10 protein-coding genes are annotated in these 11730 nt (G+C 64.5%); all 10 read right to left on the reverse strand.

Translation table 11 applies throughout. The features are described from left to right. Positions 1–8: 8 nt before the first annotated feature. Entirely contained in the window at positions 9–944 is a 936-nt protein-coding gene (locus tag ACYVL5_RS19445) for a glycosyltransferase (protein WP_460597238.1), read from the reverse strand. 163 nt (positions 945–1107) lie between these two features. Continuing rightward, positions 1108–2271 (reverse strand): glycosyltransferase family 4 protein, encoded by a 1164-nt coding sequence (locus ACYVL5_RS19450; RefSeq protein ID WP_460597239.1) that lies wholly within the window; start codon positions 2269–2271, stop codon positions 1108–1110. Next, complete coding sequence (locus tag ACYVL5_RS19455; RefSeq protein ID WP_460597240.1) at positions 2268–3461, reverse strand: ABC transporter ATP-binding protein; 1194 nt, start codon at positions 3459–3461, stop codon at positions 2268–2270. Before ACYVL5_RS19455 ends, ACYVL5_RS19450 begins: the two co-directional genes overlap by 4 nt. A gap of 25 nt (positions 3462–3486) precedes the next feature. Then, a complete protein-coding gene (locus tag ACYVL5_RS19460; protein WP_460597241.1) occupies positions 3487–4272 on the reverse strand; it encodes an ABC transporter permease in 786 nt (261 codons plus the stop codon). Positions 4273–4499: 227 nt separating this feature from the next. Next, positions 4500–5759, reverse strand: a complete 1260-nt coding sequence (locus ACYVL5_RS19465) for a porin family protein (RefSeq protein ID WP_460597242.1) — start codon at positions 5757–5759, stop codon at positions 4500–4502. Continuing rightward, entirely contained in the window at positions 5756–6967 is a 1212-nt protein-coding gene (locus tag ACYVL5_RS19470) for an XrtA/PEP-CTERM system-associated ATPase (RefSeq protein WP_460597243.1), read from the reverse strand. Before ACYVL5_RS19470 ends, ACYVL5_RS19465 begins: the two co-directional genes overlap by 4 nt. 22 nt (positions 6968–6989) lie before the next feature. Further along, positions 6990–7850 carry a tyrosine-protein kinase family protein gene (locus tag ACYVL5_RS19475; protein ID WP_460597244.1) on the reverse strand — a complete coding sequence of 287 codons (861 nt, stop codon included), beginning with the start codon at positions 7848–7850 and terminating at the stop codon, positions 6990–6992. Positions 7851–7911: 61 nt separating this feature from the next. Further along, positions 7912–9411 (reverse strand): XrtA system polysaccharide chain length determinant, encoded by a 1500-nt coding sequence (locus ACYVL5_RS19480; protein WP_460597245.1) that lies wholly within the window; start codon positions 9409–9411, stop codon positions 7912–7914. Positions 9412–9541: 130 nt separating this feature from the next. Next, entirely contained in the window at positions 9542–10345 is an 804-nt protein-coding gene (locus ACYVL5_RS19485) for a polysaccharide biosynthesis/export family protein (RefSeq protein WP_460597246.1), read from the reverse strand. Between the two features lie 14 nt (positions 10346–10359). Continuing rightward, positions 10360–11724 carry a TIGR03013 family XrtA/PEP-CTERM system glycosyltransferase gene (locus ACYVL5_RS19490; protein ID WP_460597247.1) on the reverse strand — a complete coding sequence of 455 codons (1365 nt, stop codon included), beginning with the start codon at positions 11722–11724 and terminating at the stop codon, positions 10360–10362. Positions 11725–11730: the final 6 nt, after the last annotated feature.

Raw genomic sequence — 11730 nt, forward strand, 5'->3', positions numbered from 1 at the left:
CGATGGCCTTAGGCCATCCCTCCTTCCGTCTTGGGGGAGCGGTAGACCTTGAGCCTGCCGCTCATGAAACCTGCCTTCTTGACCAGCGAAAGCTCCTCGCAGAAGCTCTTTTCGCTCCTGGTCAGCCTGGCCGCCAGCCAGCGCCTGAAGATCCGGAGGGTCTCCTTCACCTCGAAGAGCGGGACGCCGAAGAGGTTTCGGTGCGGGTAATCGCCGAGCAAAAGCCCCTCCAGCTCACCCGCGTCGAACTCCCATTTCCGGAAGTAGGCCTTTTGCATCCGGTTGGCGCCGATGCAGTGTCTCAGGAAGACCTCCGGGACGTAGTAGACCCCTTCCCCCGCGTCGATCAGCCTCTTGACCAGGTTGACCTCCTCCATCCCGTAGAGCTTGCCGGCGGTGCGGCCTAAACCGGTGGCGAAGGCGCCGTAGCGCTGGAAGACGTGGGCGCGGAAGGAGAGGTTCGCCCCCCAAAGCCGCGGCTCGGTCATGCGGATCCGCTCCTGGCCGAGGTCCAGGAGGGCCAGGTAGTTGTGGAGCTCGCGCCGGAGCCAGTTCGGGCAGGGGATCTCCCAGCGGGGGTGGATCTTCCCTCCCACGCAGGAGACCTGGGGGTCGCGGTAGGCGGCGGCCAGCGCCTTGAGCCAGGTGCGGTCGACGATGACGTCGTCGTCGATGAAGGCGAGCACCTCTCCCCTCGCCTCTTCGATGCCGCGGTTTCTGGCGAAGGAGAGCCCCTGGCGCGACTCGAGGAAGTAGCGGACCGGCAGCGGCGAGCCGACGGCGAACTCCTCGACCACCTGCCTGGTGTCGTCCTTGGAGTTGTTGTCGATGACGATAATTTCCGCGGAGATGTCGTCGCTTAGGTGGAGCGCGAAGAGCGAACAGAGGGTGATTCTGAGGCTGTCGCACCGGTTGTAGGTGCAGATGATCACGCTGATATCCATCTTTCCCCTCCAGCAAATACGTCATCAACTTCATGAGGACTTCATGGAGTGCAGATTCTCCCTCACCTGCCCTCCGGGCACCCTCTCCCGGGGGGAGAGGGGAACTGGCGGGAGTCCTTATCCCCTCGCCCTCCGGGAGAGGGGCAGGGGTGAGGGAAGCCCCCTACAGTGAAGCGACCAGCGAGGCGAAGGCGGCGTAGGAGTGCTCCATGTTGTAGCGCTCGAAGACCCGCTCTTTGGCGAGCCGCCTCCGCTCCTCACGGAGCCCCTCCTCCAGCCGGGAGGCCTCGATCATGGCGGGGGCCAACTCCTCCCTGAGCGCCTCCACGTGGACCACCTGCCCGATCCCCTCCACCACCGACGGCATCTCTCCCGCCGAGCTCACCACCGGGAGGCATTCGGCCGCCATCGCCTCCAGAAGCGACAACCCGATCGCCTCGTTGATGCTCGGCATCAGGAAGACGTCGAAGGCGCTGTAAAAGGGCCAGACCTCCCGCTGCTGCCCGGCGAAGATCACCCGTTCGGTAAGCCCGAGCTCCCGCACCATCTCCTTCAGGCTTTCCTCCAGCTTTCCAGAACCGACCAGGAGCAGTACGGCATCGGTCTCGCTCAACACCCGGTGGAAGGCCCCGATGGCCAGGTCGACCCCCTTCATCTCGTCGAAGCGGGTCACCATCCCGAAGAGGGTCTGCCCCTCCCCCACCCTGTAGCGCGACCGGAGGAGCTTCCGCTGGACCGCGTCGTGCCGGTAGCGCCGGCAGTCGATTCCGTTGGTCACCACCCGGACCTTTTCCGGCGGGCAGTAACCGTGGCCGGTGAGTTGCCCGGCCACCGCGCCGCTCACCGCCACCACCAGGTCGGCGTACCGGTAACGAAGCCCCCGCTGCCGCCGCATCCGGTACCACCAGAGCCCAAGCCCGGGGATCACCCCCAGAAAGCGCCGGGAAGAGCGCTGAGGCATCGGCTCGGGAAGGGCGTGCTCGACGAAGACCACCCGCTGGAAGCTTTCCCGCAGCTCCTTAAGGAAAGGGAGACTCCCCATCTTCCACCACCCCTTCACGAGGAGTACCGTCCGGCACCCCACCCCCTCCAAAAGCCCCCGCCATCTCCTCAACTCGTCCGGCTCGCAGCTCCCGGTGGAGAGCGAGGTCTTGGTCAGGGTGGCCATCCCGTCGCCGGGGAGGAGATCGTCGTAGACGTCGTTACGGCAGGAGATGAGCTCCACCGCGATCCCCCGCGCGTTGAGGAAACGGACCAGGGTGGAGGTATGGATCTCGGAACCGCCGTAGCCGCCGGTCTCGGTGATGAGGCAGATCCGCTCCGTCACGCGAAGTGCGGGTGGACGTCGAGGGCGTGGTCGAGGAAGAAATCACCCACGTACTTCTTGGACTGCCGGACGTTGAAGACCAGCTCGGAGGCGTTGTAGTAGTGGAAGTGGTTGACGCTCTCCTCCAGGTGGAGCCCCAGCGAGAAGACCCCCTTCGGGAGGTTGGCCGCGAACCGCCAGCCGATATCCACCCGCTCCCCCTTGGCGAGCCTGAGCACCTCGCCGTGCATCGCGCCGTAGGTGGTATCGAAGACCACCTTGCCGCCGCTGGTCAAAAAGAGCCCCGGAGCCACCTCGCACTCCTCGCGGGCGACCACGCCCAGTTCCACCAGCACCTCGTCCCCCTGCTCGATGCTGGTCGCGTCCCCCTCGGCGGTGGTGATCCTCTTGCTGGTGATCTCCAGCTTGCCGCTCGTCACCGACTGGGGGGACCAGGCCCCACCCACCATGTAGTAGTCGTTGATCACCAGGGCGGGATCCCCCTCGCAACGGACCTTGCCATGCACGAGGAGGAGCCCCTTGTTGCAGAGCGAGGCGACCGCCTCCATGTTGTGGGAGATGAAGATCACCGTGGTCCCGTTGGCGAGGATCTCCTCCATCTTCTTGATGCATTTGGCCTGGAAGGTGTAGTCCCCGACGCTCAGCACCTCGTCCACCAGGAGGATTTCCGGGTCCACGTGGGCGGCGATGGCGAACCCCAGCCGGGCGTACATCCCCGAGGAGTAGCGCTTGACCGGGGTGTCGATGAACCGGGAGATCCCCGAGAAGTCGATGATCTCCTCCAGCCGGCGGCCGATCTCGTCGCGCTTCATCCCGAGGATGGCACCGTTCAGGTAGATGTTCTCGCGGCCGGTCAGGTCCGGGTGGAAGCCGGCCCCTACTTCGATCAGGGCGCTCATCCGGCCGTTCACCTGCATCTTCCCCTTGTTGGGACGCAGGATGCCGCTCAGGATCTTGAGCGAGGTGCTCTTTCCGGAGCCGTTGGGGCCGATGATCCCGAGCGCCTCCCCCCGCTTGACCTGGAAGGAGACGTCGTGCAGCGCCCAGAACTCCTTCTTGTCCAGCTCGTCGCGGCTGCCCCCGAGCGCCTTCTTGCAGAGGGCGGGGATCAGGTCCCGGAGGGAGTCGTGCCCTTCCCCCTGTTTGAACTTCTTCCAGACTCCATCGAACTCGAGTGCAATGTCTGACATGTCGAAAACCTCGTAGCGAAACCGGTTAGATCTTCTCGGCGAAGAGGAACTCGAGCCGGTGGAATATGGTCCAGCCAACCAAAAAGCTCACCACGCTGCAGCCGCAGGCGTAGCCGAGCCAGGCGAGGTCGGGCCCCTGGTGGAGCACCACCACCGCGTTGATCGCCTCCAGGATCACCCCCACCGGGTTGATGAGTAGCAGCGGCGCCCATTTGCCGAAGGTGGAGACGTCGTAGAAGACCGGGGTGAAGAAGATGGCGAAGGTGAGAAAGACCTCGACCAGGTACTTCACGTCCCGGAAGAAGAGGTTGGAGCAGGCGAGAAAGAGGCTCGTGCCGGCGGTGAACATGATGAGCATGAGCACGAGGAACGGGAGCCAGAGAAGCTGCAGGCTCACCCCGATCCCCGAGAAGGCCAGGATCACGGTAAGGGCGGCCGAGGCGACCGCGAAGTCGAGCAGGTTGGCGAGCACGGCGGCCAGCGGGAAGACCTCGCGGGGAAAGTAGATCTTGGTGATCAGGTTGGAGTTGCCGGTCAGGCTGTTGGTGGCGAAGCGGATGGCCGAGATGAAGAAGGACCAGGGGAGCGCCTTCACCGAGATGGAGGCGACGTCGGCTAACTGCAGCGGTTTACCGGAGACGAAGGAGATGGCGACCTTCACCACCACCCCGGCGGCAACGATCAGCATCGGCATCAAAACCGCCCACATGAATCCCATGATGGACTGCTTGTAACGGATCTTGATGTCCTTCCAGGTGATGATGAGGAGGAGCTCCCGGGACTTCACCAGTTCGTCGATCATCTCTTTCATGTAACCCTCGTCTCGAGCCGGCTTTCCACCGGCAGATTTATCGTGCGCTTGCGACCCCCATCCTCATGGTCGGACTAAAGCAAATCCCACTGCCATCCGTGTTGGTACCTTCCTACACTTAAGAGCCCTCTCCCGAAGGTGGGGGACTGGCTCCGCCAGGTGCCTGTCCCCTTAGGGCTTGTGAGCAAGGGGCGGCCAGGCTGAGTGAGCGTCCCCCTAGCCGCCAGCTAGAAGACCGCCCTCACCTCCATCAGCACCCGGTTGGTGCGCCGCTCGGAGGAGAAGTGCTGGAGGCTCGTGCGGTCGCTTTGGAAGCTGTAGGTGGCGGAGAGCGACGTTTCGGGATTGAAGAACCCCCAGGTGAAGCCGCCGCTGCCTGTTATCCGGTACGGGTAGCTGTCGCCGCTCGTCCCCTGGTAGAAGTGGTCGAGCCCCGCCCCGGCCGAGATGGAGAGGCTCTTGGCCACCTCGTAGCTGGCGTTCCAGGTTCCGTTCACCCGCCGCTTCTCCAGCGAGTCGGTCTGGGTGATGTAGTACTCGGAGTACCCCCCGCCGACCCCCATGCTCCCCCGCTGGAAGCGCCGCTCGATCCGCCCGGAGTAGGTCACCTGCCTGGTCGAGATGGAGAGCGGGTCGTCCGCCTTCTGCACCATGGTGTCCAGGGTGACGAAGAGCTTCCCGAAGTCGTGGGTGATCCCCCCTCCCCAGAGGAGGTTGCTGGCCCGGATCCCCCCGTCGAAGCGCTGCCACGAGTTGCCCACCCGCCCGAATATGAAGCAGTTCGCCGCGTAGGCGTACCGGAAGCCACCCATGGCGTTGTGGGTCTGGTAGCTGCCGAGATCGGTCTTGCTCCGGGAGTAGCTGTAATCGAGATTGAGCGTGGTGTTCTCGCTCACCTGCTCCTCCCATCCCGCCACCGCGCCGTGCTCGCGCTGCCAGTTCCCCACCCCCTCCCAGTAGCGGGTGTCCGCGAACCGGTATCCGGTCTTGAGCACCCCGTGCTGGGTCGGCCGCCAGAGAAGGTAGGGGGAGACCGAGGCCACGTTCTGGGTGGTCTGGGGAGAGAGGAGGCTCTCCTGGGCCACGTCCCGCGACACGTCCACCGTGGTCCGTTTGAGCGAGTCCGCCAGGTCGACGAAGAGGAAGTTCTCCAGGAGCTGGAGGTTCCCCTTGAGGTCCACGTAGTGGTACTGCTCGTCGCCGTGGGTCTTCCTCGCGTAGTGGCGGTAGTCGAAGGTGTAGGAAGAATCCCAGACCAGCCAGGGCGCGTGGTAGTTCAACAGGGCACCGGGGCGGACGCGGGTGGTGTACTCGGTCCGGCGTCCGTCGGCGGTCTCGAAGATGTTATCGTTGTACTCCTCGCCGGCGGTGATCGACGGCCTGAACTGCAGCTCACCGGCCGCAGCCGGCCCGGCGGCCGCCAAGGCTCCCGCGCAAAGGAGCAGGGCGAGACCCGCGATCCCTTTATGCCGCCGTCCCCCGTTCATTTCCAGGGAGAACCGGCGCCGCCGAACAGCCGGCGCATCAGGCCACCGGTGGCCGGGGACGGGGTAACCGCGGGCTCGCGGGAAGCGCTCTCCACCTTCGTGTGCACCTCTGCCCCACCTTTGAGCGGCACCGCCGGTGCGGCATCCCTGCGCTCCCCCGCCGGCTGGGGGTTACGCATCACCGCCTCGGCCCTCAGCCGCCCCATCAGTTCGTTGAGCTCGTTGAGGACGCTCGGCACCCGTGACACCTCGCGCTCCACGGAGGCAAGGCGCCGGGCGAGGTCGCTCCCGCCGGAGCCGGGGGGAGGGTTCTCCGCACCACCAGCGGGGACGGTACCCGGCGGAGTTTCCCCCGGCGCCGCGTCCGGGATGGGGGTGGTGATCACCCCGTTCCAGTAGTGGTTCTCGAAGTCGAGGTCGCCGATGATCTCCCGCACCATCTCCACCGAGGCCTCCCGCACTTCTTCGGCGAAGGCGGAGAGCATGATGAAGTCGCAGATGATGTTGATCAGGCGCGGGATCCCCCGGCTGTAGTAGTGGATGATCTCGATGACCCCCTTGTGGAAGTGGAGCGCCTGGGCATTGCCGGCCACCTCCATCCGGTGCACCACGTACTCCGCGGTCTCCTCGGGGGTGAGGGCCCGCAGGTGGCAGTTGATGCTGATCCGCTGCCTCAGCTGCAAAAGCCCCGGCCCCATGAGGGTCTCGCGAAGCTCCGGCTGCCCCACCAGCATGATCTGCAAGAGCTTTGAGTGGGCGCTCTCCAGGTTGGAGAGCATGCGGATCTCCTCGAGGAGGTCCGCTCCCAGGTTCTGCGCCTCGTCGATGATGAGGAAGGGCTGCTTGCCGGCCGCGTACTGCTCCAGGAGAAAGTCGTTCAGCTCCCGGAGCAGGGCGATGCGGTCCTTGCCGGCCGCGCTGAGCCCGAAGTCGTCGTTGATCATGGCCAGAAGCTGGGTGGAATCGGCCCGGGTGTTGAAGACCTTGGCGGTCACCAGCCGATCGTACTTCTTGTTCAGGAGGTCCCGGATGATGGTGGTCTTGCCGGCCCCCACCTCGCCGGTCAAGAGGATGAAACCGGCCCGCTCCCGGATGCCGTAGTCGAGATAGGTGAGCGCCTTCTTGTGGGAGCGGCTCAGGTAGATGAAATCCGGGTCGGGCACCAGCTCGAACGGCTTCTTCTTCAGATTGAAAAACGACTCGTACATGGAATCTCCCGGTCGGTTCAGCTCACTTCTTCACGCGGGGGGCGGGGGCGGGCTTGTACTTCCGGTAGTAGGAGTACGGCTCGTCGAGCGACCACATGGCCGCCGCGTTGTAGACCACCCCCATCACCGGGCACCCCTTCAGCGAGGCAAGCGCCTCCTTGATGCTCGACTCGGCGGCGAGCCTCTCCATGACGACGAAGAGGAGGCCGTCCATCAGGCGGGCGAGCGAGCGGGTCTCGGCGAAGGGGAGCACCGGCGGCGTGTCGAAGATCAGGTAGCGCTCGCCGTAGCGGTTTTTCATCTCCCCCACCACCTCCTTCATCCGGTGCGAGGAGAAGAGCTCGCCCGGGTTGTCGGCCTTTTTCCCCGCCCTCATGATGGAGAGCTTGCCGATCCCGGTCGGGACGATGGTGTCGCCGATCTCCGCCTCCCCCAGGAGGACGTCCCCCAGCCCCGGACCGTTCTCGATCTCGAGGTAGCGGTGCACCGAGGGGCGGCGCAGGTCGGCGTCGATCAAAAGGACGGTGTGGTCGATCTCCTGGGCGAGGCTGATGGCCAGGTTGAGCGCGGTGAGGCTCTTTCCCTCGTTGGGGAGCGAGCTCGTCACCGCCAGGGTGTTCCTGAACTGCTCCCCCTTGGTCATCTTCACCAGGGTCGACTTGAGCTTGCGGTACTCCTCGGCCACCGGGGATTGCGGATCCTTCAGGGCCACCAGGAAGGGGTTTCGGGGAGTGAGCCTGCGGTCGGCGACCGGGAATAGCGGGGCCGTCGGCGGCGGGGGCGAGGGGCGGCGCTCCTCGTGCGGCGCGGGGGCCGCGGGCTCCGGGGGCAGACCCTGCCTCAGGAAGGCAGCCTTTTCCATTGCGATGTCGATTCTGCTCATAGGTCCTCACTTGAATCCTAGATCGGGGCGGGATGCCCCACCCACGCCGAAATGGACGAGCTCAGTGCACGACCGGCTTCCCCGCCTCCCGGGCCATCATGGCGGGCAGGCGGTCGAGAACGCGGTCCATGTAGGGAAGCTCGAGAAACTCCATGGCCGGGAAGCAAAGGAGCAAAAGGAAGTAGGCGGTGGCCAGGGTGGCGACCCGCATGAAGCCCCGGCGGCGGCGTGCCACCACGGCCGGCTCCTCCATGAGCGGGATGACCGCCAAAAGCGGGAGCCCCACCCTCTTGGCGCTCGCCACATCCTTCATGGAGCCGTCGAGGCGGTCGAGGAGCAAAAGGAGCGCGAAACTCGCCGAGAGGGAGCCGACGAACCCCATCAGCATGATCTTCAGCCGGTTGGGGCTCACGGGCTTGGAGGGGAGGACGGCGGGATCGACTACCCGGAAGGTGGTGGACTTGTCCTGGACCTCCATCTGCTTGGAGACCTCGGACTGTCCGTGGCGGGAGACCAGCTGGTCGTAGAGGGTCTTCTGGCTCTTCTGTTCGAGCTCGAGCTTTTCAAGCCCGGCCTTGGCGGTCGGGATCGACTGCAGCACCTGCCGGTTGGTGGCGATGTAGCGCTCAAGCCCCTTTTCGGTGATCTTCAGCGCGCTGATCTCGGACTCGATCTTGGCGAGCTCCTGCGGGTCGAGGGGGCGCATCTCGTTGGGCTTGCGGCCGCGCATCTGCTCCTTGACGGTTTCGATATCCCCCTTGACGGTGATCACCTCGGGATAGCTGTCGGTGTAGTGGACCCGGAGCTCCTCGAGCCTCTTTTGGAGCTGGATGAGCTGCATCTGCAGGGGATCGGCGCTCTGGCGGGTCACCTGGCGCATCCCCTCCAGCTGGCGGCGCCTCAGCTGCAGGTCGTAGAGCTTTTGCTGGGCCTGGTTGATCTCCTCGAAGAGCTTCCCTTCGTCGATGGCGATCATCCCCCCCTTGTCCCGCTTGTAGCTGTTGACCTCGCTCTCGGCCTTCTCGAGCTTCTCGTTGTAGGTGGCGATCTGCTCGGAGAGAAACTTGGTGGCGTCGTAGGACTCGCCCCGTTTCGAGGAGATGTTCTCCTCGATGTAGAGCCGCACCAGGGTGTTCACGTAGTCGCGGGCGAGCCTCGGGTTCGAGTCCGTGAAGGAGATGATGAAGAGGTTACGGTCCTTCACCTTCACCTTGGTGTTGGCCTGCAGCTTCCTGATGAGCCCCTCGGTCTCCTTGTCGCCCTTGCCGACGTTCAGGTCCATCCGGTCGACCACCTTGGCCAAGAGGGAGCGGCTGGTGATGGCGTAGGAGAGGACGTTGATGGTGTCCTCCATGGAGGGGGTGACGGTCAGCCCCTTGACCAGCTCGCTGATGACGTTCTTCTCGATGAAGACGGTGCTGGTCGACTCGTACTTCCGCGGCAACAGGTAGCTCGCCGCGAAGGCGGCCGTCATGAGGAAGAGGCTCAGCACCAGGAAGAGCTCCTTCTTGCGTTTGACCAGGTTGATACATCTCTTCAGATCGATCTGCGAAGAATCCATACCCACCTCTCGCTTTGCGTATTTCCCTGCCGGGGCCAAGCCGTCTCGACGGCGCCTGCACGCCAGACACCGGTCTCCACGGCGACTACACCCGGGGTCCCAGTTCCCCCGGCCCGCCCCTTCGGCCCGGCTAGAAGAAGCTCTCCTTCACCACCACGTAGTCACCCGGCTTCAAGTCGATGTTCTGGGTGAGGTCGCCGTCCTTGGACAGCGTCTTGGCCTTCACCTCGATGGCCACCTGGTTCCCGCCGTCTTTCCGGTGGACGGTCACGTCGTTTTGGTCGGCGAAGCGGGTGAAGCCCCCGGACTCGAGGATCGCCTCCATGACCTTCATCCCTTCACGGTACTCGATCGCCTTGGGGGTGTTGACCGCCCCCAGCACGTAGACGCTCCGGTCGGTCAAGAGCGGCATGAAGAGCGAGTCGTTGGACTCCAATAGGCGGTCCTGATCGATGTCCCCCTCGATGAAGAGGCGGTAGAGGTCGATCTTGACCTTCTTGCCGTTTCTCAGAAGGTAAGCCCGCTTCAGGTCGGCCACCTTGACGTCGGGAAGCGTGCAGAGAAGCTGCAAGACCGAGGTCCGCTGGGCCAGGCTGTAGACGGCGGGCTTCACCCCGGAGCCGAAGACGTAGACCTTGGAGTTGGTGATCTCCTTGACGGTCACCGTGACGATGGGGTTTTTCACGAGCTCCCTGAGCCGGTCGGCCAGGTAGGCCTGGAGCTTACTCGGCGTGGAGCCGCTCGCCACCACCTCCCCCAACCCCGGCACGGTGATCTTCCCGTCCGGGCGCACCTTGACCGGGAAGTTCAGCTCCTTCACCCCCCAGACGGCGATCTCCAGGCTGTCCCCCTCCCCGATCACGTAATCCGAGGCCGCCGCCGAAAGCGCGGTCAACAGAACCAGCAAAAGGCTCACCACTAATCCCCATCTCATCGTTTTCACCCTCCTCATCTTCCCCCCCGCCCGAACAGCACGACCTTCACCGTCTCGAAGATGATCAGCCCGTCAAGAAACAGCGAAAGGTTCTTGATGTAGTACAGGTCGTAGCGCAGCTTCTCCACGGCGTCCTCGGTGGTGGCCCCGTAGGGATAGCGCACCTGGGCCCAGCCGGTCAGCCCCGGCTTGATGGTGTGACGCTTGGAGTAGTAGTAGATGTCCTTCTTGAGCGTCTCCACGAACTCCGGGCGCTCGGGGCGCGGACCTATGAAGCTCATCTCCCCCTTGAGGACGTTGAAGAGCTGCGGGATCTCGTCGATCCGGGAGTTCCTCAAGAAGCGCCCCACCTTGGTGACCCGGGTGTCGTTCTTGCTGGCCCAGACCGCCCCGTTCTTCTCGGCGTCGGTCCCCATGGTGCGGAATTTGTACAGGGTGAACGGCTTCTCGCCAGCCCCCACCCGGACCTGGCGAAAGAGCACCGGCCCCGGGGAGTCGAGCTTGATCACGAGGGCGATCAGGGGCAAAAGGGGGGCGGTCAAGAGAAGCCCCGTGAGCGAGAGCGCGACGTCGATGCAGCGCTTGTAGGCGTTGACCAGCGCGGTCCGCCGGAACCCGTGGGAGAAGATGATCCAGCTCGGGGTGATCTGTTCGAGCATCAGCTTCCCCTGGGCGAGCTCGTAGAAGGCCGGGGCGTCGAGCACCTCGATGCCGTTCAACTTGCACTGCATCATACCCTGCAAAGGGAGCGCGCCGCGCCGCTCGGAAAGCGCCACCACGAGGATGCTCGCGCGGTGCTTGCGGACGGTCGCCAAGAGGTCCTCCTCCATCTGGACCACCGGGGAGACCGCCGGCGGGGAGGAGCCCTCGTTCTCCGCGCAGGGGAGAAAGCCGGCCAGGGCGAAGCTCATGGCACGGGTGGCAACGAGCTCCCCGATCCCTCTCGCAAGCTCCCCGGTCCCCAGGACCAGCACCCGCTGGATGAAGGGGTCCTCGTACCCCACCCGCCCGGTCAGCGCGTGGCAAACGAACTGGAGCAGCACGAAGAAGCCGATGGAGAGAAAGAGCACCCCCCTCCCCAGCATGACGTCGGGGTCCAGGTAGTAGACCACGGAAAGGAAGAAGAAGCCGGCCCCCCCCGCCTGCAGGCAGGTAACCAGGAGCTCCCGCTTGCTGGCCTTCCCCTCCAGCGAGTAGACCTCCATGAGGTAGGAGGAGAAAAGCGAGACCATGACGAAGATGGCGGTGACCTTGAGGGTCTGCCCTTCCAGGGGTCCCTGGAAGGCGTCGCTTCCCAGTCTGATGGCATAGGCGGAAAAGAGGGAGAAGACAGCGACCAGCGCATCCAACATTGGTAACAGGATAAGGCGCCAAACCATGGTGTT

It is taken from the genome of Geomonas sp. Red276 (assembly GCF_054784495.1).

Bases quoted from the DNA above. Each gene is read 5' to 3' on its own strand.
- ACYVL5_RS19490 (WP_460597247.1), bottom strand. From the start codon at position 11,724: ATGGTTTGGCGCCTTATCCTGTTACCAATGTTGGATGCGCTGGTCGCT.
- ACYVL5_RS19455 (WP_460597240.1), bottom strand. From the start codon at position 3,461: ATGTCAGACATTGCACTCGAGTTCGATGGAGTCTGGAAGAAGTTCAAA.
- ACYVL5_RS19485 (WP_460597246.1), bottom strand. From the start codon at position 10,345: ATGAGATGGGGATTAGTGGTGAGCCTTTTGCTGGTTCTGTTGACCGCG.
- ACYVL5_RS19445 (WP_460597238.1), bottom strand. From the start codon at position 944: ATGGATATCAGCGTGATCATCTGCACCTACAACCGGTGCGACAGCCTC.
- ACYVL5_RS19475 (WP_460597244.1), bottom strand. From the start codon at position 7,850: ATGAGCAGAATCGACATCGCAATGGAAAAGGCTGCCTTCCTGAGGCAG.
- ACYVL5_RS19460 (WP_460597241.1), bottom strand. From the start codon at position 4,272: ATGAAAGAGATGATCGACGAACTGGTGAAGTCCCGGGAGCTCCTCCTC.
- ACYVL5_RS19470 (WP_460597243.1), bottom strand. From the start codon at position 6,967: ATGTACGAGTCGTTTTTCAATCTGAAGAAGAAGCCGTTCGAGCTGGTG.
- ACYVL5_RS19480 (WP_460597245.1), bottom strand. From the start codon at position 9,411: ATGGATTCTTCGCAGATCGATCTGAAGAGATGTATCAACCTGGTCAAA.
- ACYVL5_RS19465 (WP_460597242.1), bottom strand. From the start codon at position 5,759: ATGAACGGGGGACGGCGGCATAAAGGGATCGCGGGTCTCGCCCTGCTC.